Raw genomic sequence first — 24,981 nt, forward strand, 5'->3', positions numbered from 1 at the left:
TTCCCCTAGGCTTTCAATCGAGCCGGTCGAGCAGCATGTCGACAATTTCTTTGTTCGAGCAGGCGACAATGTCGAGCGGACGGTTTTCCTGCCGCATGAGCGCGATTAGGATACAGGCTGTGAAGGCCCAGAATGATGAATCGGCTGGCAAGCTGTAGCCACGGATCATTGCTGTGAGCCGTTCGGAAATCGGTGGGTAATCGCTATTGCCCCAACGTGCATGGGACGGCGTCATCGCATGAACGATGACGGCGGCGAGCGTGATGCCCATCGCACGCTTCCGCTGGACCTGGGCGAAGTCGTGTCCGTGTGTCTTCGCATAGGCGGCGAGCTCGCTCATCATGAAGGTGCGGGCATAGGTGTCACAGGCGATTTCCTCTTCAGGTCGTGAGGAGGGCGCACTTTTATCGGCGCAGAACATGACGTGCTGGAATTCGTGTAGCAGCGCGAAGGCCAAGGCGAGCGCAACAACGTCGAATGCCGCCATGTGCTGAATGTTGTCCAAGCCATCACGGTCGGCGCTCGGCATGGGGATGTCCGACGGCCACACTATGTCGGAGGTCTGTTCGGCTGTGATGAGCGACTGGGCGGCGGCGATGAGCTGCTTGTAGTCAAATTCATACTGGCCGCGTTCTTCATCGACACTGAGGGTTTGGTCGAGCGGTAACCCGCTGGATGTCGCGACAACCAGTGCCGGTGCGTAGACTTCGATGGCCCGCCACGAGCTGAAGCCAAGCAGCCAGAACAGGTCGATCGTCTTAGTGTCGAGCTGAATACGTTTCCCGTTGGCATTCATCGTCACGCCCTTTCTACTTGGCGCGATCTCGACGGCATGGCCGTATTGGCTCCAAAGACCGCTGATTTCATCGGCCCGTTCAGGCACGGCGCCGCGGAGGAGATGTAGGATGATCGTCCGATCAGATGGCTCATTCGTCATTGTCAATGTCTATTCTGTGCTCGTGTAGGGCAGGTGGTTGACGACGGTCACGCGGCTTGCTCGTCACAGCGGGTTTGCCGTCCATCTGTAGATGAGTGGTCGATGAGATGACTGAGTTCGCCCAAATGGTGCTGCATTCGATTTCGCCATTGCGCTCAAACCAGTGGGTCGCGCCGGGGATAAGTTCAAACGGGATGGGATGTGTTGCCAATGGGTTGTGAAACACTTCCAGTTCCTGACACCAAGCTTCGCCCCACGGCCAGAGTGCTTGGTATTCGGCACTGTCGACGGCCAGGTTGAAATCGATAGGCTCCAATGCGCCTGGAGTCCGGTCGAATAGAATGCCGCGCCTGATTATGGTCAGCCCGGGCGGTCGCCATCCTGCCAAGAAACCCATGCGGTTGAATTTGGCGAGCGTTGCAGAATTACTGAAGATGACGGCTGAGAGGTGTGCGAAATTTGGGTCGCGGAAGAGCCCAGCAGGAATGCTGTGTTGGCCCGTCAGATTTGCGATCGGCACTCCAATCGCGCGACGATCAGTGCCATCTCCGGTGACGTCCGCGCGTAAGCCGTAAAGGTAGGTGGGAAGAGCTTCGCGGCTCCAAACCATGGAGCCGAAATCATGGAAGTCGGCGATCGCTAAGGCGAACGGCTGGCCTTTTACATGGTCCAGTTCATGGTAGTTGCGCTGGAGCTTGCCGCGCAGTGTCTTTGCGAATCGTTCCGCCGGGTTGCCTGTCAGCCGTTCAATACGATCCTTTGGGGCATGAACCCATTTTCCGATGCCGCCGGCGCGTGGCAGCATGGAGTTTGCTGTAACTGCCTCAATCCAGCATGCGTTACCTTCCTTCTCGATCAAGAAGTCGGGAGAGGCATGGTCTTGTCGGACGTTCAAACCCTGCTCACGAAAGCAGCTGAAAAGGTAGAGCTCGAACAGACGGGACGCGAAGTTGTTGGTTTGAAAATCCGAGACGAAATTAGCGTCGGGGTTGGGAAGCGCGAGGTAGCATTCTCCGACCGCCATGAGCGCCGGCAGATGGTTGGCCGTGGTTGTCAGCAGCTGGAACTCTGGAGAAGTGCCACGCGGCCCCGGCTTCAGCAAATGCGGGCGACGTCTGACTCCTGGCGGTAATGGTTCCGGTGGATCACTGGCATGCATAGCGACGGTGAGTCGCTCAAGTGCAGCCTCGGGTGTGGAGTAGGGCCCGCTTTCATCTACTTTGACCCAACAGTGGTCGATGCGGCGGCGCATGGCCAAATATGTGAAAGCTCCTGTGTCCGGATCAAGAAGAATGCAGCCAGTTACACCACCAATTGCGGCCTGATAGGCACTGAAAATATGTGCTGGGTCGAAATTGGGACCGTGTTCGAGCGAGAGGGCATAGAGCTCGAATTGGCGCTGGCTGATTAAGGTGAAAAGTCGAGTTTCGCCGGTTGCGGACATGGTCGGCGTCTTAGCCCTGGAGGTAGCAGATGCGCGAATTCAAGTTCCTCTTCACATTGACTCCGTTGCGGCAAGGATGTGGGTGCACTTTCAGTTGTCGATCTGGCGGATGGTCACGAACTCATGGTCGCAGACGCCTCAATTTACGTTCAATGGCGCCTATGCCGCCTGCATGCGGCCGTCTGGTAGAAGAGTGTGGTTCATCCTTGATCCTATGCATAGGGCTGTTGCTGCTGGTATGGCAGAGTAATAGTCCGCCTTGGTGGCGGCAATCTACCAAGCGATGTGTAACCTTCACACCGACAGTTACCAGCACAATTCACAGGAGTGGCCTCACTTGTTTGTTCGCCCTGATCAGTACCAGTCAGTAGTAGCCACGGTAGTCGCCCAAGAGCCGCGCTTGGACGTCGCGGTAGCGTTCTGGGGAGATGGCGCCGATGTGCACATCCACCCTCAGATCTCCAAGCCCATCCGGATGATCGTTAACTTGCGCAGCGGGGGTACGAACCCTTGGATGATCAAGGACCTGCTTAAAAGGGCGAAGAAGAATCCTCATATCGAGATTCAACAGTGCGACCGCCTGCATGCCAAGGTGATCGTAGGTGAAGAAAACCTGGTTGTAGGTAGTGCCAACCTCAGCCGAAATGGCCTTGGTTTGGAGGGGCAGGAGCTTGCTCACTGGCTGGAGGCGGGGATCCACACCACCACGGCTATAGAAGTGCGTGCGGCTCAACAATGGTTCGAGCAGCTTTGGACATCAGCTGAGACTCGGATCATCACCGACGATGACCTCAAATCCGCTATCGTCGCCTATAACCGCAATCGGAACGCAAGACCTGACTACTCACCTAAAGGACCTTTCACGTTTGCCAAATATCTGCCGCACGAGCTCGAGGTGCGTGATGCCTATGCTCTGATTTACAACTCTCGACCCTGCGAAGAGGCCGATGAGGCCGGTGATCGGTACCACCAGCAGATTGTCGCAGAGCAGGGGGGCGAGAAAGGCCGTAGACCCAGAAAGCACTGGAATTTCGAGTCCTGGCCCAAGGCGCTCGACACTACGGGGAAGTACGAGTACCTGTGCCTTTTCCTTGAGAATAACGGGGAGCTGGTGGTTGATGGAGTGTGCAGGATGACCGGCCTGAAAATTCCATTTGAGTACGGTGATGAGGGTGGTGAAGGGTGGGTCGACCTGGCCAGGCCAACATCGACCTTAATGGGGCATAGCCTGAAGCGGGCTCAGTGTGAGGCGCTCGCGCTCGAATTGGGGCCCAGCATCAGCGATATTTGGGAGGAGGCTGAAATACTCGAGGAGGGCGCCCGCAGAATTCACTTGAGCGAGATTGCACGGATCCTGGCACGGCACTCCGCCCAATGACTCCAGCTACCCGACCCGGGCCCAGCATCTTGTATCATGTCGGGCTCGATTGAGCCTGGCCCGTCCCCACATGACCATTGCCCCACTTGACCGCCTCATAACGACCGGCACTACTGCTGATGAAGCGAGAGACGTTCGGCCGCTGAGCAGCCTGCTCAGCGAGCCATTCATTGTGCTCCTCGGTGCCCCTGGTATGGGTAAGTCCGTGGCGCTCAGCCAGCTGGCACAGCTGGAGGGGGAAACCTGCCACCCAGCATTCGCCGTGGTTGAGCAGCAATTTACACCCGGTTCGACAATCTACATCGATGCCCTTGATGAGATTCCGGTGGACGAGGCCAGGAGCATCGCAAGGGCATTACAGCGCACTCCGGACGTCAGGTGGCGGGTAAGTTGCCGGGCTGAAAGCTGGAATGAAGGCGGGCGCCTGAGTCAGGCTTTCGGTGATAAGGGGGCTTCAACTGGTGTGTGCCCTGCAGTTGCCCAATTGCTTCCTTTAACGGACCAAGAGGCAGTCAGAGTGCTTCACGCGTTCGGCTGCGCAGATCCGACAGCACTCCTCGCCAAGCTGGAGGTGATACGTTCGACGGCCTTCGCGATGACGCCTCTGGGTTTGAAATTCCTCACAAAGGCCAACATAGAGGCACCCACCGAGTTGACGCGATTCGAGCTCTACCGGTCTGGCGTTGAGCATTTGGCGTTTGAGCACAACAATACCAAACTGGAAGATGGCCAGCGTGCCACCCTCACGATGGACGCCAGGCTCGACATTGCCGGCCGCGTCGGCCTGGCACTGCTGTTGTCAGGCAAGCATCGGATCAAGCTTTCCGTTTTTACAGATGACGCCGCGGTCACTTGTGACGACTTGAGGCTTGACCGCACTGCATTGACAGCAGTGTTGGACACCGCGTTGTTTATCAAAGCCGGGGACGGGTTCCAGCCGCTTCACCGCAGCATTCAGGAATTCCTCGCGGGACGCTTTCTCGCAAGGCTTGTCACTAACGGGGTTGGCAATTCGAAGCTCCCGGCTGAACGCGCGCTGGCGCTCATCGTGTCTGCAGACGGCTTACCTGCTGACGGAATGCGTCCCCTCTACGCGTGGTATGCAGGACACCTGGTCAGCTTCGGACACCCAGATGAAGCGATGAGACTGGCACAACTAGACCCGGATTCATTGCTTCTGCACGGCGACACGGCAAAATTGCCCGTCGAGGCGAGGTTAACGGTTCTCAGGGACGTGGGTTCCAGAGACCCATTCTTCCGGTGGGCGCCTAACCAGTGGGCACCAGCAGAGATCACGACGGTGGGCCTCATCACTGAGGAAATGCTTAGCCAGGTGATAGGGATGCTGGCCGGCGAGACGTCAGGCTACCGCATCAATATGCTTTTGGAGGCGCTGTCTGTAGGTAAGCCTCATGCCAAAGCAGCTGATGCCTGCTGGAGGATGGTAGTGAGTCAATCCGGGGTTGAGTGGTGCCGTCGCGCAGCGGTCAAAGCCTGGCTCCACTGTGCCCAGCCCACCATTGTCGCGGTTTGGGCGAAAATTAATTACCTCTGCCATATGGCGGAGCATGATTACGGCAACCTGCGCTCGATGGCCCAGCTGTTCTGCGCTATCCCGTCAGAGCACCTGGAAGTGACCGATGTAGATCGGCTTCTGAAAATGCTGATGGCGGTTCACAGCGCTCTCTATGACACATCGAAAAAGGTGGGTGGCCCGACCCCCACTATCACCTACGCCCTACGAGATGCTGCATGGCATGTAGCACCGCGATCATGGCGCGATTTGATTACTGAAGACCCGAAAAACTGGCGAGTTGCTAGAGGTAAGGGGTCGATACAGCAAGCTTTTGCCTCGCACCTCGGCATTGCCGTCGTTACGCAGTTTGAGCCAACTGTGGAAGAATTCACCTGCCTGTTGATCGCAACAGGTTTGATTGTTGGTGATGACTCCTCCTTCAGCCGTGCCGCGCGGGAGTACATTGAATCGCGGGGTGTGGCTGATGACCTAGTGGCTGAAATCGCCGCTGTTACTGACCTTGAGATTGCTGATTGCGGCTCGATTGGCATGGGGTTGCGGATCCTCGGCATTCCACCCTCTGCAGCGTCGGTGAGCTTGCTCCTGAATTCAAGTCAGCTACTGGCCAAGACAGAGGGCACTTATGTTGGACGGCAGGTGGTGGCTTGGGTTCTGCGGCAGGGTGAGGCAACGCCTGACTGGTTACCAGCCTTGCTTACGGCCCGCCTAGACCGAGAAGTGGTATCTACGGTCAGGGCCGCTATCACTGCACATGAGGTGGAGCTTTCGATCCTGCAAGCACGTGCAGTTGATAGTGTGGAGGCCCAGCTACAACGAAGAATCAAGGCTTGCCAGACAGCTGAAACAATTACCGATGACCAATTAAGCGAGCTCTTCTATTGGGGGGCAGAGATTTACTCTGGAAATACGCCCCTGCCTCTTGTGGCTTGCAACGGAACAGAAGCACTGAATGAAGCATTCGGCGAGACTCTTGCTGGTGTATTAGTCGACGGGATTGTCGATGATCGGTGTCCTCCTGCACGCGTTCATCTCGCAGCTCAGGCATCATTGCGAATTGACAATGGCCTTGACCTCATTGGGTTGTCGACAGCTGAAATCATCAGGGTGTACTTGTCTGCCGAGTACCTCAGAAGCTCATACCTCAGAGATAGGCTAGAGAACCAATGCATTTCTTTGCTTGAAAGCGCTTTCCGCACAGAGCCAGAAATGCTCGCTCAGTTCTCCCGTACAAATGACGGATCTTGGCGCACCCTATTGAAAAGGCTCGGAGAGAAGCCGCGAGCTGGTGATTTGCAGGCGTGGGCCGTAAAAACACTTGTACTGCAACCAGACATGGTCGACAGTGGCTTGGTGGACGCGGCACATAACCTAGCCTGGCTGAACCTTGACCATGGTGAGCTAGTCTCCGTCGCTCGAACCTTCATTGACCGCTTGGTCGAGCAGTGCAAACAGGAGCCTGAGGGTAGGCTCTATTCCACCATCATCTCGGATCGACTTCAGTGGGCATACTTCGGTGTTTGCATTGAGCCGGGCTTGTTCAGTGATGACTTCACCCGAGCATTGGAGATGGCCGATGACCATACGATCCACCGTTTGATCGTCGACGACTACCCTCTCAAAGGCTTCAGTACTGAGCCTTCTACTACTATCAGCATCAGCACCCTCCTGATGCAGTTTTTCATCGCCCGATCGCCATCAATGGAAGGGCACTACGATCGCATTAGGGTCGACACCGCAAAGGTGATGAAATCGATCAGGCTGTCGGGTGAGAGACAGGCGGAAAGTGTCCTCAAGTCGCTGGTTGCCGCTGCGGAGGGAACAGCTTGGGAGCTGCTGCTCAGGCATGACCTCGAGGTGTATCGCCGCGATGCACGGGCTCTGGATTATTCGTTGATTACCCCGGCTGATTTAGCCAAGGTGATTGATAGCAAAGGCCCCATCAGTGTCCGTGATCTGCGAGCTCTGACCCTTATGGAGCTGCGCAAAGTTGCAGCAGAAATCCAGTCTTCGCCACTGAACATCTGGAGCCTTTATTGGAATGAAGGTGTGCCTAAGCCAGAGAACGATTGCCGCGATATTTTAGCCGACAAACTTCGTGATCGACTGAGGGTTTATGGTGACTTCGAGGTATCTCCAGAGGTGGCCTCAGCAGGAGGAACTCGGGCTGACATGGTGGTCACGCACGGGACCTTGTCTTTACCGTTCGAGGCAAAGCGTTCAGGCCACAGTCACCTTTGGTACGGGCATAGCGGTCAGCTTCAAACCTATACACAGGCGCCGAGCACTGAAGGGCAGGGGATCTACATTGTCTTTTGGTTTGGAAAAGGGCTGAAGATCCCGGCACCGCCGGAGGGCACCACGCCTGACACACCTGATGCACTGAAGGTCGCACTTGAGGGGCAGTTGCCGGCAGAGCTAAGGGCCATAACATCTGTTGTTGTCCTGGACCTTACTGACGCAGGCGCCGCTGCGAAAGTACGGAAAGAGTCCGGTTATGAGCAGGGAAAAGCGGAAAAACGGGAGAGCCGCGCGAGCAGCAGAGCCAAAAAATAGGATTTGGATGAGCCCGCCATAAAAGGCGAGCTGGTTCTGGGGCGTTTGCCGTAGCGATTGCTTACTGGGTGTCCTGCCTTCTCGGCCAGTCCAGCGGGATAAGCGCATCGCCCGAAATCTTGTTCCAACGCTTACGAGTGGCAGCGACATACCGTGGATCATCACCGAAGTACGCATGCTCAATCAGCAACACCTGCAGTCCCTCTTGCGCAGATGTTGTATTGAACAGGAAGTCCAGGTGTTTACGCATGGCCGAAACTTCCTCGTTTTCACCTATGTCCGACTCGTCATCGCCACGTTGCGGATAGTAGGGTCGGCTGATCTGGTCGAAAGCGAGGAACCCTGGAACCGGCGCGTTCACCTTGGCCAGGTACTTCTGAAGCGCGAACGACAAGGCAATGTGGATGGCCAGGTAGTTTTCATCCGAGCCCGCATCCGGTAGTCTCAAAACCGCACCGGAATTCTGCTCGATGATCGCGATATCTGGCGGTTTGGCGGAAAACTCCAGCTCGGCACCGATACAAGGTTGGACAGTGGGCAAATCTGCGAACGCTTCGGAGAGATACTGGGAAATCTTGCGCTCCGCGCGAGAAAGCAGGATCTGCTTGGCGTCACTGTCGACAAGGGCTTCCAAGCCCTGGATCTGCTCACGCAAGACGTCCAGGTCGGGGCCTGGCAACGGCGTCGTAGGGTTCATTTCCAGGAACTGATGAACCTTGCCCAACAGCAATGTGCGGTGCTGAGCGGCGGTTTCGAACTGCCTGGCTTCCTCACTTTGTCGAACCCACGTCTTGATACGCTCATCGACACCGTTGAGCGTCAGATTCAGACGAGAAAGCTCCAATTGCAGGGAGTCCTCATGCTCTACGAAACGTGGTCGCACATTCTCAACGGCCACGGTTTCAGAGCGAATGATATTCATGGAGCGGTGGATGGCCTCGGCGATCTCGATGCCACGCTCGCTAGGCGTATCACACAGCGGGCAGGCAGTCGCCGCAGGCTGAAGGTGCTCGGCGATCTTCAGCTTCTCGTATTGCCGTCGCACGGAACCTTCGAACGCAGTAATATCCTGTAGCGTCTTCCGGGTCGCGCGGGACTTTCGGCGCACATTCTCAATATCGGTGAGCAGGCTGCGGCGCTGCGCATGAAGATTCGCCAGCTCACTTTCTTCAGGGTTCTTACCGGTGCCTGGCTTGGCTTGCCTAACGACAGTCAAGACCCCTTGTAGATCAGCCTCAGATGCAGAGTCTGATGGTAAATCGCACAAGCCAATACGGTGAGCATCCATCAACAGACGCATGGCGAATTTCTTGTAGTCACTACCCGCCGCCTGACGCGTTTTGAGCTTGCGTTCTTCGCCCTCAAGCTTCTTGCGAAGGTCGCGCAGGCGCCGCTCTTGCAGCACAGTGTCTTCATTTACCACGCCCAAGAAGTACGGCATGGTTTCGATGATGGCAGGTGCTTCATCTGCCTGATCAAGCCCATGAAGCAGCGCTGTTTCATTGTAGATCACGTCCTTGGGAACGAACATGTAAGCCGTGGCGTGACGCAGAGTCGGGCGCCATTTGCGCGCCGCGGTGTCTTCGGGGGTTTCCTGTACTGCGCTGATGCCAAATGCTCGCTCAATATAGGCTTTACCCGCTAGCAAGGTAGTGGCGCCTTGAAAGTCCTCCACAGAGCTCGGGATGGGAAGATCGCGCCCGTTGCTCACGAACATCCGGGTACTTGTACCTTGACCCACAGGTGGAACGAGACGACCAGTGATCATCTGCGCGTCACCCATCACCCATTTAACTCCCACCGCCAAACTGTGCCTTCTGACATGTGCGGCCAGCTCACACTGGCGCGACCCGAGGCAATAATCGATGGCCTTGATCAGGGTCGATTTTCCGGTACCAGACGCACCGGTGATGATATTCACCTCTCCTGGCTTCAGGTCGAGAACTCGAACCCTTCCGCCTTCGCCGATGAAGAAGATGTCAGAAATATTCCAGCGGCTCATAGCTCCAGGCCCATCATGTCGAATGCCGTCCTTGTGGACCCTGCCAAAGCTAGCCAGCAGCCCAGGCGATCAATGTTCTTAAAAATTATCTGAGTCTCTTCGCTGAACTGCTTCGCGAACTGCTTCGGCAAAGGTGATCCGCCAGCAACCAGACGACCTTCTGTATCGATCGTCAGCAGTTGGCTGAAGCAGGCAAAGCGGATTGCCTCGGTGACAATATCCAGCGAGCCATTCACACGATCTGCCAGGCGGATCTGAATGGCGGGGCTTCGCCGTAGCCATTCCAGCAGGCCGGTACGCCGGTCTGTGCGATCAAATGACGAAGCGAGGTCTCCCGACAGCGCCAGTGGCAGAGCGGCGTAGCAGAGCGAGATGTCCGGATTGACATCGTTACGGCTTCGGTAGGCCTCAACGAAGGTGGCCAGAAGCGCAGCACAGTAGCCTGGGTTCGTTTCGGCATAGATATCATGTGCGATCACCATGCCTTATTTCCCTAAACGCTTGCGGTAGTCAGCATGCCAACCCACCATTAGATCTATCGCAAGCACTTGGTAGGTACCACGGACGTAGTAGTGCCCATTCCAGCTTCGAGAAATTGGCTCGACTTGAATGGGTGCGTCCTTGTGCGACCAGCGCAACAGTTCCAGGCCCTTTGCTTCGATCTCACCTTCATCGAGACCTTCGCAATCTTCAGCCATTTCCAGGTGTCGATCTGACCATTGTTCGGTCAGTTTGGAGTCGTAGCCCGCGATCTTCGAGCGCATGCTGGGGTTATCTACGATCCATTTCGCGCGTTGCATTTTTGCCCGCCACTCCTCTCGAACTGCTTTCTGCACATCAGAAGGCTTACCGCCAACCAGTTCGATCTGGCGATAAAGCATGCCGTCCGCTTGATAATCCTCCGGATGGGCCACTGAGTCGAAATCGGCAATCAGCTCCTCGTCCTCCAGTTGCGCGATAATCGAAGAGATGCAGTGCTCCATCTCACTGCGCTGAATGACACGCTCACGTTTGCCGCACAGCGTGTAAACGACCTGCTGATCCCACCATGCCAGCAGGTGCTCGGCGACCTGGGCACGTTGCGCCTTGGGAATGATGTGGAGTCGCTTTGCAACCTCAATCGGGATTTGCCCGATGGTGACGCTTTCCTGTTGAATGCGGATGCGCTTTAGCAGGCTCAGGCGGGCAGTAGTAGTCATCTTGAGGAATGCTTCGCAACCCGCAGCGCGGGCTGCATGCGGCATTTTGCTGCCAGCAGCTTTTGCAGCGACCCGTTCCTCGACCACTCGGGTCGCTTCTTCATTCATCGCCTTGAGCAGCGCTTGTCGACTTTTAACTGGATCGCACAGCGCAATCAAAGGCGAGTCGCTCGGCACTTTTCCTACCGCTACGAGGTGGAAGGTAGTGTCGGCGAGCGATACCAACGGTAAGGCGTCGATCCAAACGCGCAACGTTTTCCATAGCGCTACACAGGCAAGCGTGACAGGCGGCGGGCTGGCCTGCACAGAGTGCTTAAGCTGATAAAGCAGCTTGCCGCCATTCGCAGTGATTTCAACATCGTCGAGTCGCTCGATGGCCACAGCGGCATCATCAGCGAACTGAGAAATCAACGTGAGCAAGGCAAACTGGCTCTGGTAATAAAATCCCAACGCAGATGCCGTTGCTTCATGAACCGCGTTCGAGTCCGTGCTTCCCATCCCTTACAGCGCCTCCGACTGCAGCATGTGATCCATTTTACGGCGCAAAATGATAGCAGAGTGCTATTGCTGGGTGGGAGGCTATGCAGCAGATGCTCGATATGAATAGAAGCTACTTATCTGACCAGCATCAGGTATGGGTTATCCGCTGGCGGATGAGCGAAAATATCCGCAGAGCCATGCAGTAGATAGCCATTCAGAACGCTTGTTTTGCGAGGGCCTTTCACCGCGCACGTCCAAATATTTTGCCCATTAGCTCGTTTTTGATGAATGCCCAGCTTCTCAAAATGACGTTGAATCCGCCGCCAAGGTTCTTTCTGGGCGGCTCCCTCAGATCGCTCTAGATGCTCGGCTGCATAACGCTGGAAAATACCTGGCGTGACCAGGAAGAACGTGCCCTCCACCGTGTGGACCTTGGCCTTGCTGTCGTTGACCACCAAGCGATGAGTATGGATTCCGTCGCGCAGCCACTCTAGAAAGGCAAGCCCCGCGGCATCCTGAGGTGCCGCAGCGGCGAATTGAAGGCTTCCCGTACTTGATACAGTATTCAGCTCGCTTGGCACTTTCAACATGTCCAGCAAATCGTCGAGGCTGTCGAAATCCCGATTCAATTGATCGAGAGCGGGTTGTTTATCTTCTGGGGCTGTTTGAAGGTGATCCGAGGCTGACTCGCTGGTTTCACTAATCGGCAGAAAAGCGTCCGTCATCGGCTCAACCGTTCCGTTAAAGCAGTCTGGCCGGAGGGCATCGGCCCATATCAGGCTTGGCTGCAGGCGGAGAAAGGTAAAGCGATGTCGCCAACCATCTTCTGCTACGGTGGCGCTCCAGACTGCTTTGCCTTCCGGTGTCGCGTCCACCAATCCATGTGACTGCAGCTCATCGAACAAGGCGATATTGGAGGAGGGGATACCATCGACAGCTTGAGCCAGCAGGTAGGCGCGCAGTTTGTCAGTCGCAGTTTTGCTGACCAACCATAGGTGGTCCTCGGTGAGCCAGCCGGCGGCGCCGGGCTGGTTGAGCTTGAATTCGTTTTTGATCAGGTGGCGTAGACCTGTGAGCAGATGATGTTGCAGCGAGTGCTTGGGTGCCTGCAAGGCTTTAGCAGGATTGGCCCCGATGTTCTGTGCCGTGGACACCCGGTCGGCTTGCAGCACCAATTCCCCGAGCGTGCCGGCGAGTTCATAGTGGTCAGCCAGCAAGGACAGCAATTGCCCCCATAAGACGGGGTAGCTGCTGAGCCAGTCGAGCAGGGCGGGGGTCAGGATCTGCGTATACAACAGCCCAGCGGCGGCACCGTGTAGTTGGTAATCCCGGTCGGGGTGGTAGCGGAAGCGGTATGGCTGGTTCAGGGGGCCGTGCCAGGGGTGCCAGCGTCCACCATTCTGGTACTCCACCTGGAGATCGACGGCAATTTTACCAACGTCATGGAGCAGGGCGCCGTAGGCAATGGCGGCGCTCCAAGCATCAGCCTGCGCGGCCTGGTCTTCCGGTGCAGCACCACTGGGAAGGAGGTAGGACTGGCGTAACTTCAGGCTGCACGCCACCAGTTCCAAGCCGTGGTCGAGCATACCCCCAGCATAGGCATGATGATGGCTTTCACTGGCCGGTAGTTGCTGCACATAGCTGGCGTAGCGACGAATAGGTTCAAGGTAGAGTTGTTCGAACTGTAGCGGGGAGAGGGCCGTGTATTGCCAGATGCGTTCGAGCAGCTTTTTCCGGTGGCTGACAGTGAGCAATGATTCCGCCGACAGTGGTTGATGAAAGCCCACGTGGGCGGGGGCGGTCTCTTCGGGAAGGCCTTTTTGAGGTTTGAACCACCAGCGTTTCATCGCAGTACCTGCCTTGTGTTCAAAAGGTCCTTTTGCCTTTTCGGATAAGCCTCTTACCCTTGCGCCCCCTTCCATTGACACCATTACCCTTTACCGCCTTGGCCTTTTTCGCGAGTGCGATAATCCGAAGTCTGGCGCGTCGGGTTAGCCGGCCGAATCGGCATAGCCGACCCTTTCGAGTGGAGGTAGACTGCCCGGCATCATGTTTCTGAGCTGGGGCGCTGATGACGCTGAGTGATGCTGTATTGATCGTGCTGCTGGCAGACCGAATTCATGGCACAGATGCTGCCATTCGGTCTGCCGCCAAGCGCTGTGCGAAAAAGTTACCGCGCAGCCAGCGCGACATCTTGTTCAAGATTGGCAGCAGCGCGGCGCCTCGCGAAGTGGTGGCGCATCTCTGTCAGAACTTGGCTGACTGATCTGTCACAGAGTTTTGCAATTAATGAGCATGAAATGACTCTTAGATTGGGAATTAATACTCGGATATTGAGTGTGTCTCAGTTAGTATTCCTACATGTGTCTCATACCTAGGAAAGATTTCTCATGTCCAAACTTGCCGAATTCAAAGCACTGGAAGCGCAGCTGGCCGCTCAACTTCAACAGCTGGATGCGATGAAAAACGATTCTGGCCTGAAGCAGGAAATCGAGTTTGAACAGAAGCTGAAGGCCTTGCTGGAAGAGTAGGGCATGAGCCTGCGTCAGGTGATCACCATTCTGGATCCGTCCAAAGGCGTGAGCGTGAGTGCCGCAAGCGTGTCGAGCAGTGCTCAGCGCAAGCCGCGCGAGGTCAAGCGCTACAAGAACCCGCACAGCGGTGAGGTCGTGGAAACCAAGGGTGGCAATCACAAGATCCTGAAACAGTGGAAGCAGGAACACGGCTCGGATACCGTTGAGAGCTGGTTGGAGTAATCGACTCCGCATTAGCGGTCGATGCTGACCCGGCAGAAAAACAAAGGCCCCGAATTGGGGCCTTTCTGCTGGTTGAGGGAAATCACGCCGTGAGTCGCTCCGGCGCTTCTGTGGTGTGGTCTGCCTGCAGTGCCAGCAGGTACTCCGAGGCCTCACGGGCCTGGCCACTGGCGCGGAAGATCGCGCGCTTGTCTTCCTTGAGGATCTTCAGCCAGGAGGCTAGATACTCCTCGTGGCGCAACTCTCCCTGGGTTCCGGTCAGCGCGCAGAGAAACGCTGCACCCATTTCCGCGACCAGTTCCTCGAAGGCATAGGCTGCGGAACCGAACGCGTGCCCGCCGGTGATGCCATCGCGATTCAGGCGCGACCGGTGACCCGACCAGTGAGTCAGCTCATGCAGGGCAGTCGCATAGTAGCTGCCGACGTCCTCGAACTGGGCCTTGGTGGGTAGTTGGATGCGATCGCTCAGCGGCTGATAGAACGCGCTATCGCCGTAGCAATGCTCGATCTGCGCGCCGCTGGCTAGCAGCAGTTGCTCGGCCGGGCCATGGTCGATAAACGCGGGCGGCTCGATGTGCTCAGCTGGGTCTGATTCCTCGTCAGGCAAGCCCTCGGTCTGCTCGATGTTGAACAGGCAGTGCGTTCGCAAGAGGGCAAACTGCACCATCTTGATATTGCCTTGGTCATCGCGAACGACCTGGCCGTCCTCGTCATGCGCCTCCTTGCTCATCGGTTTGTACAGTACCGCGAGGATGGATTGCTCGCCCTTGCGTACATGGCCACCACCTTTGCGCGCCTGGTTGAAGGTCAGCCAGCGATCCTGGGTGAAACCTCGCAGGCGCGCCTCGGCCCACAGCAGTGGAATGTTGATGCCGGCGTAGGGCCGCCGGGTGATGGCGTTGATGGGAAAAGGGGAGTCAGCACTTGAACCGGTAGTGGTCCACGGTTTGATCCAGGGGATCACGCCTTGGCTCAAGGCGCTGACGATCTTGTTGGTGACATCCAGGTAGATATCGGACATGGCGTTCTCCGGGCGTGTAGGGGGAACGCTGCCCGGCCGGGAAGGGTTCCCGGTGGGGTAAGTGAGGCAGTAGCGGTGCTGACAGGGTCAGAGGGCGGCGATATCTACTACGATCTCGCCGGGTAGCCGGATAAGCAGAAAAGCCGGGCCGCTGCGTGGCGTGATGCGAGCCAGCTGAAGCTGCGGCTGGTGAGCAGGCACTGAAGTGCCGTTGCTCCGCGAACGGTCGAGTTCCAGCTCGGTGGGGCAGTGTGAGGTACGCGGTGCCGAAGTCAGCACGCTGTTGAGCAGGTTTGCCAGGCGCAGGCCTGACTGTCCAATCGGTTCCTCGCCTGTGGCAGGTTCAATGAACTGCTGCCAAACGCCTGGGCTCAGCACCACCGCATCGGAAAAGCGCTTCATCCTGGACATTGGGACCTCCGCGTAGCTAATCGCGCGACACCTCATGTGAGGTACGTGCGTGGACCTGCTCAATCTGAACAAGGCATTGAGCAGGGTGCGTCCATGTATTAAACGGCGCTTGGACGTGAGGTCAATCTCCGACCTACACCTCATATGGAGGGCTCTATCCAGGGAGTTCCAGCGAAGACCTCCGGCCTTGGATTCCTGACAAACGGCGATCTTTAACCGACTGAAGAAGGATGCGAGAGGCGCCCAGAGAGGCCCGGTTAAGGTGCCGCTCTGGGTACGCGTGGAGCTCGCTTCTGCGTTCAAGATTTGCCTGCCGGATCAACCTCGGCGGCCAAGTACAGGTGGGTGGAGGTGGCCTCTACCACCAGCGATCCTGCAGTGCCGCGAAGGCTGGCGAGGACAGGATCATCGATGTCGAAGTACTCGGCAAAATCATCGCCGCCGAATTCATCGAGGGCGCGATTCCACCAGGTGTCGAAGTCGTCGACGTTGGGGTTGCAGCCAGTGGCATAGGCCACGCGTTTGCGGCCACCGCCATCCGGTTTGCTTTCGCCGATCTCGGACATGAGGTAAACACCGTGGTCCTTGACCAGTATCAGTCTGCAACCATTGATACCGGCCTCGGCCAACACGGCGTGAAGTTCAGTGCCTGTGAAACGCAGCATGATGAGATCCTCCAGAGGGTGCGGAGGAACGCCATCCCGTGAGGGAGAGTTCCCTGCACTGGAATGGATGTGAGTAGGGTGCAACGAGGACGCAGGTTCAGTGAACCCGGGGGAGTAGAAAGCGTTCATCACCGGGGAACGGTGACCATGCGAGCTGCCGAACGCGAATCGCATTTTGGGGTAACCATCACATGCGTGACGTAGCCTCAAAGGTTATGGCTACCTGGGGTGCTGGATAACCAGCTATTGCAAAATTGGTTTACCAAGCGAACCGATGTAGCGTCAATGGCGCTTTTCGGTGGAGGCAAATGTTCGCGATCCAATGAGCGCCACCGGCGATAATCCGGGTTATCCAAGTGATCAACGGTCATGGATTTTAGCGACGGAGGAGTAAGCTAGAGCTTGGATCCAAATTGACGGTAGCGTCTTGGCCGCGATCGCAGTGGACGGGTATCGGAGGCAATCAAATGTCGACTTCAGCATCTTCGACTTCTGGCCGGACCGGCATCGGCAGACATCTCATCAGTGCTGCGGTTGGTGCTGGTCGGATGGCGCGCCGCCTCGAATTATCAGTTTTGCACTCCAACATATTGGCTTCAGTGCCGTTCAAATATCGGCAAATCGCTTTGCAGATTTTCAAGCTGCTCATGTTGCTCGCTGTTGCGTCATTTGCGTTGGTCATAGCAATCGGAATGATTGCTTTGTGGACCATAGCGGTACTGCCTATTTCTGCACCCGATAATGAGCCCGACGTCTTTGAGGTAAGCCATCCTCGTCATCGTTTCAAGTATCCTGAAATGTACGATGATCACGGATCACTTCGCTAATTTTTATTACTTAAGCTTTTGGGCGCCTCCAACGATTTGGGACGATCCTTTTCCTGCTTGGAGTTTGGCGCTTTCTGCGCCTTGAGTTAGCAAGCTTTGAACGTTGCTGCCAACGTTGTATCCCGCCCAGCCCATTGCGCCGAGAAAAAACATCGGCAGTACCAAAAACATTGCGCCCATGACGTATTCAATCACCTGAGCCGTAACTGTCCCATCCATGAACCCTGCTGTCGGCAACGACAACAGTGTCTGGTCTGTAGCCGATACCTGGTTGTAAAGCGTTTCCAGCATGCTCGAGTCGATCCATCGTGCGAGCTCCCACCAGAAGGTGAGCATGTGCAGGGTGAACAGCGCGAATGTGATCGTCATGAGTGCCTTGAGCTGGTAGGTGCTGATCAGTAGCACCAGCGGCAGGCTGATGATCGTGCCCATGATCAAAAAAGCCTGGACCATCGGCAGTGCAGCACGCAGCGCATTCATCGCCGGGAAGTTACTGAATGAGCCTAGGGCCAGGCCGGTGTTGGTGGCCAGGTTGTTTAGCCCTTGTGTCAGCGAACCGCCGCGGGCGCTGCTCCCGTAGTCCTGGAACACCTGCCCAGGCGCCATACTCAGTGACTGCTGCCGTGGGCTCACCAGCTCGCGCAAGGTGGCGTCTTCGACCTCCGCAGAGGTGTGCCCCGTCAGCCAGCCGCGCAGCTGCGATAGCAGCGATGGATCAACCTCGGCCACCAAACGATCACGCAGTCCGATCGTGCCGTCGCCCCACCACTGCTTGCAGGTGGGGTAGCCGGCGCCGTTGTCGAGCCGGGGCAGGGAGGTATCCCGCGTCTCGTCGTACGGCCAGTCGACTCTGGGCATTCGCGAGCGGTCGGTATCGTAGTAGCCCGGCGTGTTGAGCAGGTACGTCGAGCCAATCCAGGACGCGTCGTAGCTCTGCGAATCGTCCAGCTCGGGGCGATTGGTGAACAGCCGCGAGCGCGAAAAACCGTAGCAATCCCGGGTGAAGTCGGCGACTTCCTGCAGCAGCACCTGGTCGTTGATCCGCGAACTGTCGATCTCCATGCGCATCGCCCGGATGTCGGGCGCACAGGGAATCGCCGCGGTGGCAGCGGCGGTGATGCCTTTGCTTATGGCATGCACGAGGAACCACCACACCGGCACGTTCGCTGACTTCTCGCCGATGGTGTTGAAAGTCGTGGCCCAGGCCGTGTCGGCGGGCCTGGCCATTGTGACCCCACAGCGCTGGCTCGCGGCATCGTCAAACGTCACGGAGGACAGGTTCAGCGGGAAGAACGGCATGCAGCCGAACATAATGACCACGTAGCTCATCCACAGCCGGTTCTCGACGCGAGGGATCGACAGTAGGCCCTTGTTGCCTTCGTCAGCACCCTGTTGGCGGGCCGACAGCCATTCCTGCAGGATGACCGCACCGAAGGGAGCGGCGAACAGCCCGGTGTCAACCAGCGTGTTCCAGATGCCGTTGTTGATGATCCAGGCCAGCAGCGACAGGTAGTACTCAAGGTAGCTGTTGGTGCTCATGTTCATGGCCGCACCTCACACGCGAGACAGTTCGACCAGGATGATCGAGCTGAAGCCGATCAACCCCAGACGCTTTAGCCGTTGATGGTCCGCAGGCGCAGTCCGCATGCGCAACGCTGCGGCCCAACCGGCGAAGATCAGGGTGTACAGCAGGACGCGCCACCACGCGAAGTAGGCGGCGGGCGCCCGCGTTGGTGCGAGCCAATCCAGTTGGGCGGCGGGCAGTTGTAGTGCCATCCAGGCAATCAGCAACATGATCAGCATGGTGCCGAGGATCAGCAGCATGTGGACGATCAGTGATCTCATAGATGACGTGATCATGGCGTGCTCCTCTCCTGCTCAGCCCGGCGCAGTCGGTCCGGCACCGGGTCGCGCTGATCGATGCTACGCGAGGCGTCGGCGCCGCCGGCGTGGCGATCGAGGACCAGGCTGGCGGTATTGGTGGCCAGCGACTGGCGTACCTGCAGCTCGGTTTGCAGCAGGCGGATCTCCCGTTCCAGGGTTTCGACGTTGCTTTTGAGGGCAGTCGTGGCAGGCTGGGCGGAAGCCACGTTTGGCTCGTGGCTGCCGGCGAACAGCGTGCGCTGCAGCAGCATCGCCTTGTAGATCACGCTGGACAGTGCGGTCTCACTGGCCAGACGCCGGGCCAGCAGGTTCTGATCAGGGTCATCGCGCAGCCCCTCAATGACGCCGCGCGAGACCTGCAGCAAGGGGCTGGAGACCTTGCTGAGGTTCTCTGGGGTAGGCTGGTCGGCGTCCGAGACCATGCGCTGCAGGCCTTCCAAGTGTTCCGTGTAGGTTTCCTGAATCAGCGGCGACAGGCCCGTACCGGCGGTGACGCGCAGCGTCTCGCAGTCATCGCAGGTTTCCACCTCGGTTTCACCGAGCACCCGTGTCGCCCATTCCGAGGCCTCCTCGGGGCTCGACCAGGCTTGGCAGATGGCGCCATTCTGGCAAGCCGAACCGACGGCCGAGGTGTCCTCGACGGATCGGTTGTGCAGCAGGTTGTAGCCGGCCTTTACCACATCCGAAGTCACCCGGATGGGTTGCTGTCCGTTACCTCCGGCTTTCTGCCCACCGATCCAGCTGACGCCGTTGTTGCCGTTGTTCGACTCGGTATCCTTGACCGCCATTACGGCATCGCCGCCGGACTGCTCAAGGTTGTGCTGCATCTCCTGGTTCTGGGCCAGCGCACCCCATCCGGCCTGGTCGACCTTGTCGGCCATTTTTGCCGCCATCGCCTGGCAGGTGAGCTTGGAACGATCGAAGTCGATGCGTCCCTGCAGCACGCCATTACTCAGCAGCTCATACAGCCCAGGGTTGGCGCGCTGGATGATCATCGCCGGCAGCGACATCACCGCTTGTGTGGCGTTCTGGATGACGTTGCCCATGATCTGCTGGAAGCCCTGGGTGGCACCATTGAGCTGGTTCTGCAGGGTGTTCGAGAGGTTCATGTTTCCGCACATCATGTTGGCCCGCCAGGACATGCCGACGCCGAGGCCGTTTGGACGGTAAAGCGAGGAGGGCGCTCCTGCTGCGGAACCGCCGCCGATGGTGTACATCACGCGGTCATCCAGGACCTGGGCTTGGTCACCGAGGTGGTAGCCGTTCTCTGCGGCATGGCCTGTGGCAGACACAAGGAAGCACACCAACCCGAGCGCGAGGTTTTTCATCACTGGCCTCCATCAAAGTCGATGCTGAACAGAAACGTCTGACCCATACGCTGGCAGCAGCGGTAGGGCCGCCACATCGACCAGGCATAGGCGCCGTCGGCGCTCTGGATCGTTGGGCTGGGGAAGATGGCGCAGGTGTTCTGTATTACCGGGACCAGCAACTGCCAGCGGTGGTTGTTGACGTTGTTATCCATCACCGGCCGCGGCGGCCAGTAGCCGGGAGCCGGCATCGGCTGCAGAGGTAGATAAACGTGCGGCTGGCCGACGCGGGTGATGAAGTCGCTGGCGCGCTGGGCCATTACGGCAGCTGCCTTGAAATCATCAGGCTGCACCAGAAAGCCGTGTCGCGGATACACGCTGCCCCACATGTCTCCGAGTGCCTGGTTGCCGATCTCGCGCATCCCCGGGACCAGTGCCTGTGGGTAGACGGACTCGGGGATCGCCTGGCGCCACGCCAACGGGTCGAGCGTGCTGAGGTAGTAGGGCGCAAACGGCAGCGCCCCGCTTGGGCACGCATAACCGAATGTATGCGCGAGAGCTGTGAGGGCTGCCCCGCCGGGATGGCCAATGCCGTCGACATTTTTGAAGCGGGGCAGGTTGTCGCGCTGTGGCGAGGGCGTAATCAGGTTGCCACCCCCTTGTGACGCCGGCGTCGGCGTCGACAGCGCCGACATCTCGCTCCAGGGATTGGCGCCGGTGTCGGCATAGCTCGATACCACCAACTCGGGAATGAAGTGACGGATCTTCGGTGAGGTTCGCACCGTGCAGCCGAATGGTGTGCACAGCAGCCAGTAGCAGATCCCGACGACCCGATACTCCAGGCACTGCAGCGAAGAGACGGAGGCGATGAGGGTTGGCGTGGTCAATGCCAGACACTGCTCGGCGGCCACCAGGAGAGCAGCGGCGGTGAAGACTCGGCCACGGCGAGCATTTCTGGATTTCGGCGCTTTGCTTCGGATGAAGGTGGTGACGTTCATGGGCAACGCTCGGCAGGTGGCAGCGGTGTGCATCCGTGCGCCAAGTTTCAGCATCGTGTATCCGAGGCAGGTGGTGGATGGACAAACCGCGACCAGGACGATCGTATTAGTAAGTGGCCAGTAAACGGGGCTGATAAGGCAGCATGGCCGGAGTACAAATGTACTCCTGTATCGCGTTATCGAATGCTGAGCGCAATGAGGCGGAGGTGGTCGTCCGGCGTTTTAGCAATAGGAGCAGGATATGGGCGAGCGTACTTTTTGGGGATGCTAGACGCCGGTGGAGCGCTCACCCAGCAGGCAGTTGATGTTTGGCGAGAGTTCCGCGCCGCTGAGGCAGGCCCGGCATCTGAGGAGGAGGTTGTCCGGCAGCGATTTTTGGCCCATACCCTCTATCATGCAGCGGTGCACTTTCAGCTGATCAAGTCAGGCCAAGCCGTCCATACTTTCATTGAACAGCCAAAACTGAGGATGCTTTGTGATGGGGAATAGACCGCCGATTTTGTATCCAGACCATCCAATGTACACCGATGCGGTAGAAGCGCTGAAGAATTATCACGAGGCCCAGGCCGTTGGTGCGCCACCCCTTGAAGTCGAGCGGCTCCGCCAGATCGCCGAGTCGCAGTATCAGGCTGTGAATGAATACCAACTCAAAGCTCTAGGTCGCCTTGGCGGCCGTGGTGGCCCTGCTCATTAACCGGCGCAATCAGCTCTGGCCCTTGATTGCGCACGTTACCGACAGCTTTGCCGACCGGATACCATCGAAAATCCCCTGCCGGGCGGCATCCCGTCTCTATGATCGCCGCAGCGCGTTCGGGCGATGTGCCTGGGTCCAACCATTCCCTTGCCACCTCAGGTGAAAGCACCAGGGGTTTCCTGTCGTGGATGTCGACCAAGCCTTGATCTGCAGCTGCAGTGATAACCACGAATCCATCGCGGTCGTCCGGTTCGATTTCCTGGTGCACCTGCGCAAGTGCGCCGAAGAAAAGCGTGCCGCCGTCGGCTCTCGTGATGTAGTACGGCTGCTTTTGCTTGGGGTCTGCTGGGTCCGGGATCCATTCGAACCAGCCATTTGCAGGGGCTAGCGCTCTACCGACTGGCCACAACCCCTTGAAGAACCTCCCCGTCATCACCGTTTCTGCTCGAGCATTGATCGGGTCGGGACGTTTCCCCTTCGCCCAAAATGGCGACCATCCCCATTTGACGCGATCCACACTCAGGCCTTCACCGATCTGGCGAATGATTTCGACACGCGTCGAAGGCGCCACGTTGAAGCGATCGATTGGCTCGTGGTCGTATCCATTGACCACCACCAGGTCCAGCGATAGCTGACGCAGGTAGTGATCCATCGACTCATATATCGAGTACCGTCCGCACATAACCCGCCTCTCGCTTGTCAGAATTTTCATCGGCCAGGATTGACCGGGCACCCAATGCCATATCTACTGTATATGCATACAGTTTGCATTGGACCTTCCATCATGACCATCACATTCTTGGGCGTGCCCACCGGCGGCACTGAACCCTTACCCCTGTATTCGTTTCACGTCCCTGCCGGCTTCCCGTCGCCTGCAGCGGATCACTTGGAAGGCCATATTTCACTCGATGAGCTATTCGACCTCCGCGCGCCGCATGTGTATCTGGTGAAAGTGGAGGGCGATAGCATGCAGGGCGCCGGTATCTATTCCGGGGATATCGTCATCGTAGACCGGGGGCGAGAAGCGGAGCACGGCGATATCGTCATTGCGGCCGTCAACAGCGAGCCGGTATGCAAACGGCTTCACCGTCGTGACGGGGTGGTGATCCTCAAGTCGGAAAACACAGCGTATCCCCCACGCTACATCATGGAAGGTGACGACCTGGTCGTTTGGGGTGTGGTCCGGTACAGCGTCCGTGATCATGCGCAGTGACCCGGTATTCGCGCTCATTGATTGCAATAGCTTTTACGCAAGCTGTGAGCGCGTGTTCCGGCCGGATCTGGCCAAGACGCCGATTGTCGTACTGAGCAACAACGACGGCTGTGTGATCGCCAGGTCTTACGACGCGAAGCCCTACGTGAAGATGGGGGAGCCTTATTTTCAGGCGAAGGACAAGCTCCGCCGGCACGGCGTCGTGGCGTTCAGCAGCAACTACGCCTTGTACGGCGACATGAGCGAGCGGGTTATGACGCTGATCGAATCAATGGTGCCGGCGACTGAGGTCTATAGCATCGATGAATGCTTCGCTGACCTATCCGGCATTCCTGAAAACCTGACCGAGTTCGGGCGAAAGGTTCGATCGAGAATTTTCCAGTGCACGGGCATCCCGGTCGGTGTAGGTATCGCCAGCACAAAGACGCTCGCCAAGCTGGCTAACCATACGGCTAAACGCCTCCAGGCGCAGACCGGCGGAGTGGTGGACATCACTGATCCGTTTAAGCGCGATTGGGTGCTGCGCAATACCGAGGTGAAAGAGGTGTGGGGCATTGGCCGGCGGATGACGGCTCATCTCGAGGCGATGGGCATCCGGACGGCCATGGACTTGGCCAAGGCCGACCCGTGGACACTTCGGCAGAAGTTCAGTGTGGTGGTGGAAAAGACTGCCCGCGAGCTGGCCGGCACGCCCTGCCTTGAACTTGATGAGGTCGAACCGCCTAAACAAGAGATCTGCTGCAGCCGGATGTTTGGCAAGCGGCTAACCGAGCTGGCGCCAATCAAGCAAGCCGTGGCCACCTACGTCGGGCGAGCGGCGGAGAAGCTCCGCTCCCAAGGTTCGGTGTGCAAGCGCATGCGTGTGAGCATCCGCACGGCGATGTTCAATCCGGATGAGGCCCATCACGCCCAGGGCGCTCTGGTGGAGCTGCCATACCCAACCTGCGACACGCTACTGATAACCAGACTGGCCACCGACGCAGTCGCGCGGGTCTTTCGGCAAGGGTTCCGGTACAGCAAAGCAGAGGTCCTGCTGATGGATCTACGGCAGCCCGGCGAGTTTTCGGAGGATTTGTTTGCGCTCAAGCAGTCAGTTGCATGTGACAGGTTGATGCAGGTGATGGACGACATCAACGAGCGCTGGGGAAGGGGAACGATGCGCGCCGGTAGTGTACCGGTGGCGCCAGAGTGGGGGATGAGAAGGGAAATGATGAGCCAATCCTTTACGACCAGGATCGATCAGTTGTGGACGGTCAAATGCTGAACCTTCCTGCGGCGTGGCTGGCTGAACTGAATGATCAGACGGAGCTTCAAGCTGATCCGTACGGCCGTGCGTTGGTGCTGAACGAGATGGCGTATGCCGCCCATCGCCGTCAGGAGATCAGCGATGAAGATTTGACGGAGATGCTCGAGCTTGCGGATGCAGGCAGAGAATGGGCATTGCTCGAGGATTAGGAAGATTGGCTCGGGACGGCATGGGGAGAGTGGAGGTGGCAGTCGGTATCAAGGTAGGACGGCGCTCATATCAGCGCACGGAATCCTCACTGAGATGCACGGCGCAGACCATCACCTTACCTTCGCGTAAAAGTGGCCTCAACGGTGAACGCTAAGGTTTAAGCCTGTTTTGCGCGATCGGTGCGGAAGCGGCCAAATCCTAAGACTGTCCAAGAGGGCC

General features: G+C 57.8%; 22 protein-coding genes and 1 pseudogene. 9 read left to right on the plus strand and 14 right to left on the minus strand.

Going from position 1 to position 24,981, the window contains the following annotated elements; translation table 11 throughout:
• Window positions 1–13: 13 nt before the first annotated feature.
• Entirely contained in the window at window positions 14–937 is a 924-nt protein-coding gene (locus tag AAZU54_RS05135; RefSeq protein WP_434726692.1) for a phage exclusion protein Lit family protein, read from the minus strand.
• Complete coding sequence (locus AAZU54_RS05140) at window positions 927–2,381, minus strand: hypothetical protein (RefSeq protein ID WP_434726693.1); 1,455 nt, start codon at window positions 2,379–2,381, stop codon at window positions 927–929. Before AAZU54_RS05140 ends, AAZU54_RS05135 begins: the two co-directional genes overlap by 11 nt.
• Before the next feature lie 400 nt (window positions 2,382–2,781).
• Between AAZU54_RS05140 and AAZU54_RS05145 the strand changes: the two genes are divergently transcribed.
• Both AAZU54_RS05145 and AAZU54_RS05150 read left to right on the plus strand, forming a co-directional pair.
• On the plus strand, window positions 2,782–3,759 hold the full coding sequence (locus tag AAZU54_RS05145; protein ID WP_434726694.1) for a phospholipase D family protein: 978 nt from the start codon (window positions 2,782–2,784) through the stop codon (window positions 3,757–3,759).
• Between the two features lie 70 nt (window positions 3,760–3,829).
• Window positions 3,830–7,849, plus strand: coding sequence for an NACHT domain-containing protein (locus AAZU54_RS05150; protein ID WP_434726695.1), 4,020 nt, complete (start codon window positions 3,830–3,832; stop codon window positions 7,847–7,849).
• A gap of 61 nt (window positions 7,850–7,910) precedes the next feature.
• On the opposite strand, the gene AAZU54_RS05155 is transcribed toward AAZU54_RS05150, so the two are convergent.
• From AAZU54_RS05155 to mobH, 4 genes are all read right to left on the minus strand, one after another.
• Window positions 7,911–9,851, minus strand: coding sequence for a DUF3732 domain-containing protein (locus tag AAZU54_RS05155; RefSeq protein ID WP_434726696.1), 1,941 nt, complete (start codon window positions 9,849–9,851; stop codon window positions 7,911–7,913).
• Window positions 9,848–10,333 (minus strand): three component ABC system middle component, encoded by a 486-nt coding sequence (locus tag AAZU54_RS05160; protein WP_434726697.1) that lies wholly within the window; start codon window positions 10,331–10,333, stop codon window positions 9,848–9,850. The genes AAZU54_RS05155 and AAZU54_RS05160 overlap by 4 nt, the downstream gene beginning before the upstream one ends.
• A 3-nt stretch (window positions 10,334–10,336) precedes the next feature.
• Window positions 10,337–11,548, minus strand: a complete 1,212-nt coding sequence (locus AAZU54_RS05165) for an ABC-three component system protein (protein ID WP_434726698.1) — start codon at window positions 11,546–11,548, stop codon at window positions 10,337–10,339.
• 116 nt (window positions 11,549–11,664) lie between these two features.
• Complete coding sequence (gene mobH, locus AAZU54_RS05170) at window positions 11,665–13,377, minus strand: MobH family relaxase (protein WP_434726699.1); 1,713 nt, start codon at window positions 13,375–13,377, stop codon at window positions 11,665–11,667.
• 224 nt (window positions 13,378–13,601) lie between these two features.
• Between mobH and AAZU54_RS05175 the strand changes: the two genes are divergently transcribed.
• Together AAZU54_RS05175 and AAZU54_RS05180 are read left to right on the plus strand one after the other, a co-directional pair.
• Window positions 13,602–13,796, plus strand: a complete 195-nt coding sequence (locus AAZU54_RS05175; RefSeq protein WP_182375187.1) for a DUF7740 domain-containing protein — start codon at window positions 13,602–13,604, stop codon at window positions 13,794–13,796.
• Window positions 13,797–13,920: 124 nt separating this feature from the next.
• Window positions 13,921–14,286: pseudogene (locus AAZU54_RS05180) on the plus strand (histone-like nucleoid-structuring protein, MvaT/MvaU family).
• An 82-nt stretch (window positions 14,287–14,368) separates the two neighbouring features.
• Here the strand turns inward: AAZU54_RS05180 and AAZU54_RS05185 are convergent.
• The 3 genes from AAZU54_RS05185 to AAZU54_RS05195 form a co-directional block, all read right to left on the minus strand.
• A complete protein-coding gene (locus tag AAZU54_RS05185; protein WP_434726700.1) occupies window positions 14,369–15,307 on the minus strand; it encodes an ArdC family protein in 939 nt (312 codons plus the stop codon).
• Between the two features lie 87 nt (window positions 15,308–15,394).
• The gene (locus AAZU54_RS05190) at window positions 15,395–15,718 is read right to left on the minus strand and encodes a hypothetical protein (RefSeq protein WP_434726701.1); all 324 of its coding nucleotides are present in this window, start codon (window positions 15,716–15,718) and stop codon (window positions 15,395–15,397) included.
• A gap of 299 nt (window positions 15,719–16,017) precedes the next feature.
• Entirely contained in the window at window positions 16,018–16,383 is a 366-nt protein-coding gene (locus tag AAZU54_RS05195) for a DUF3085 domain-containing protein (RefSeq protein ID WP_182375184.1), read from the minus strand.
• A gap of 467 nt (window positions 16,384–16,850) precedes the next feature.
• Between AAZU54_RS05195 and AAZU54_RS05200 the strand changes: the two genes are divergently transcribed.
• Window positions 16,851–17,210: a hypothetical protein gene (locus AAZU54_RS05200; protein ID WP_434726702.1), complete on the plus strand. Its 360-nt coding sequence runs from the start codon at window positions 16,851–16,853 to the stop codon at window positions 17,208–17,210.
• 6 nt (window positions 17,211–17,216) lie between these two features.
• On the opposite strand, the gene AAZU54_RS05205 is transcribed toward AAZU54_RS05200, so the two are convergent.
• The 4 genes from AAZU54_RS05205 to AAZU54_RS05220 are packed head-to-tail and all read right to left on the minus strand — an operon-like array spanning window position 17,217 to window position 21,399.
• Window positions 17,217–18,755, minus strand: coding sequence for a conjugal transfer protein TraG N-terminal domain-containing protein (locus AAZU54_RS05205; protein ID WP_434726703.1), 1,539 nt, complete (start codon window positions 18,753–18,755; stop codon window positions 17,217–17,219).
• A gap of 9 nt (window positions 18,756–18,764) precedes the next feature.
• On the minus strand, window positions 18,765–19,070 hold the full coding sequence (locus AAZU54_RS05210) for a hypothetical protein (protein ID WP_086974469.1): 306 nt from the start codon (window positions 19,068–19,070) through the stop codon (window positions 18,765–18,767).
• A complete protein-coding gene (locus AAZU54_RS05215) occupies window positions 19,067–20,422 on the minus strand; it encodes an integrating conjugative element protein (protein WP_434726704.1) in 1,356 nt (451 codons plus the stop codon). Before AAZU54_RS05215 ends, AAZU54_RS05210 begins: the two co-directional genes overlap by 4 nt.
• The gene (locus tag AAZU54_RS05220; protein ID WP_434726705.1) at window positions 20,422–21,399 is read right to left on the minus strand and encodes a TIGR03756 family integrating conjugative element protein; all 978 of its coding nucleotides are present in this window, start codon (window positions 21,397–21,399) and stop codon (window positions 20,422–20,424) included. Before AAZU54_RS05220 ends, AAZU54_RS05215 begins: the two co-directional genes overlap by 1 nt.
• A gap of 478 nt (window positions 21,400–21,877) precedes the next feature.
• Here AAZU54_RS05220 and AAZU54_RS05225 point away from each other — a divergent pair, with 478 nt between their 5' ends.
• Window positions 21,878–22,093: a hypothetical protein gene (locus tag AAZU54_RS05225; RefSeq protein ID WP_230381067.1), complete on the plus strand. Its 216-nt coding sequence runs from the start codon at window positions 21,878–21,880 to the stop codon at window positions 22,091–22,093.
• On the opposite strand, the gene AAZU54_RS05230 is transcribed toward AAZU54_RS05225, so the two are convergent.
• On the minus strand, window positions 22,047–22,775 hold the full coding sequence (locus AAZU54_RS05230; RefSeq protein WP_434726814.1) for an SOS response-associated peptidase family protein: 729 nt from the start codon (window positions 22,773–22,775) through the stop codon (window positions 22,047–22,049). The genes AAZU54_RS05225 and AAZU54_RS05230 overlap by 47 nt on opposite strands.
• Window positions 22,776–22,877: 102 nt before the next feature.
• On the opposite strand from AAZU54_RS05230, the gene AAZU54_RS05235 reads away from it, so the two are divergent.
• The 3 genes from AAZU54_RS05235 to AAZU54_RS05245 are packed head-to-tail and all read left to right on the plus strand — an operon-like array spanning window position 22,878 to window position 24,761.
• Window positions 22,878–23,306, plus strand: a complete 429-nt coding sequence (locus tag AAZU54_RS05235) for a LexA family protein (RefSeq protein ID WP_182375179.1) — start codon at window positions 22,878–22,880, stop codon at window positions 23,304–23,306.
• Entirely contained in the window at window positions 23,296–24,570 is a 1,275-nt protein-coding gene (locus AAZU54_RS05240) for a Y-family DNA polymerase (protein WP_434726815.1), read from the plus strand. The genes AAZU54_RS05235 and AAZU54_RS05240 overlap by 11 nt, the downstream gene beginning before the upstream one ends.
• Window positions 24,564–24,761, plus strand: a complete 198-nt coding sequence (locus tag AAZU54_RS05245) for a hypothetical protein (protein ID WP_014861272.1) — start codon at window positions 24,564–24,566, stop codon at window positions 24,759–24,761. The genes AAZU54_RS05240 and AAZU54_RS05245 overlap by 7 nt, the downstream gene beginning before the upstream one ends.
• Window positions 24,762–24,981: the final 220 nt, after the last annotated feature.

This window comes from Pseudomonas sp. Je.1.5.c (assembly GCF_051129895.1).
In the GTDB taxonomy this organism is placed as follows: Bacteria; Pseudomonadota; Gammaproteobacteria; order Pseudomonadales; family Pseudomonadaceae; genus Aquipseudomonas; species Aquipseudomonas urmiensis.

Bases quoted from the DNA above. Each gene is read 5' to 3' on its own strand.
- AAZU54_RS05160 (WP_434726697.1), bottom strand. From the start codon at position 10,333: ATGGTGATCGCACATGATATCTATGCCGAAACGAACCCAGGCTACTGT.
- AAZU54_RS05210 (WP_086974469.1), bottom strand. From the start codon at position 19,070: ATGATCACGTCATCTATGAGATCACTGATCGTCCACATGCTGCTGATC.
- AAZU54_RS05205 (WP_434726703.1), bottom strand. From the start codon at position 18,755: ATGAACATGAGCACCAACAGCTACCTTGAGTACTACCTGTCGCTGCTG.
- AAZU54_RS05135 (WP_434726692.1), bottom strand. From the start codon at position 937: ATGACGAATGAGCCATCTGATCGGACGATCATCCTACATCTCCTCCGC.
- AAZU54_RS05150 (WP_434726695.1), top strand. From the start codon at position 3,830: ATGACCATTGCCCCACTTGACCGCCTCATAACGACCGGCACTACTGCT.
- AAZU54_RS05200 (WP_434726702.1), top strand. From the start codon at position 16,851: ATGTCGACTTCAGCATCTTCGACTTCTGGCCGGACCGGCATCGGCAGA.
- AAZU54_RS05245 (WP_014861272.1), top strand. From the start codon at position 24,564: ATGCTGAACCTTCCTGCGGCGTGGCTGGCTGAACTGAATGATCAGACG.
- AAZU54_RS05235 (WP_182375179.1), top strand. From the start codon at position 22,878: ATGACCATCACATTCTTGGGCGTGCCCACCGGCGGCACTGAACCCTTA.
- AAZU54_RS05185 (WP_434726700.1), bottom strand. From the start codon at position 15,307: ATGTCCGATATCTACCTGGATGTCACCAACAAGATCGTCAGCGCCTTG.
- AAZU54_RS05155 (WP_434726696.1), bottom strand. From the start codon at position 9,851: ATGAGCCGCTGGAATATTTCTGACATCTTCTTCATCGGCGAAGGCGGA.
- AAZU54_RS05190 (WP_434726701.1), bottom strand. From the start codon at position 15,718: ATGTCCAGGATGAAGCGCTTTTCCGATGCGGTGGTGCTGAGCCCAGGC.
- AAZU54_RS05225 (WP_230381067.1), top strand. From the start codon at position 21,878: ATGGGGAATAGACCGCCGATTTTGTATCCAGACCATCCAATGTACACC.
- mobH (WP_434726699.1), bottom strand. From the start codon at position 13,377: ATGAAACGCTGGTGGTTCAAACCTCAAAAAGGCCTTCCCGAAGAGACC.
- AAZU54_RS05230 (WP_434726814.1), bottom strand. From the start codon at position 22,775: ATGTGCGGACGGTACTCGATATATGAGTCGATGGATCACTACCTGCGT.
- AAZU54_RS05175 (WP_182375187.1), top strand. From the start codon at position 13,602: ATGACGCTGAGTGATGCTGTATTGATCGTGCTGCTGGCAGACCGAATT.
- AAZU54_RS05195 (WP_182375184.1), bottom strand. From the start codon at position 16,383: ATGCTGCGTTTCACAGGCACTGAACTTCACGCCGTGTTGGCCGAGGCC.
- AAZU54_RS05240 (WP_434726815.1), top strand. From the start codon at position 23,296: ATGCGCAGTGACCCGGTATTCGCGCTCATTGATTGCAATAGCTTTTAC.
- AAZU54_RS05215 (WP_434726704.1), bottom strand. From the start codon at position 20,422: ATGAAAAACCTCGCGCTCGGGTTGGTGTGCTTCCTTGTGTCTGCCACA.
- AAZU54_RS05140 (WP_434726693.1), bottom strand. From the start codon at position 2,381: ATGTCCGCAACCGGCGAAACTCGACTTTTCACCTTAATCAGCCAGCGC.
- AAZU54_RS05220 (WP_434726705.1), bottom strand. From the start codon at position 21,399: ATGAACGTCACCACCTTCATCCGAAGCAAAGCGCCGAAATCCAGAAAT.
- AAZU54_RS05165 (WP_434726698.1), bottom strand. From the start codon at position 11,548: ATGGGAAGCACGGACTCGAACGCGGTTCATGAAGCAACGGCATCTGCG.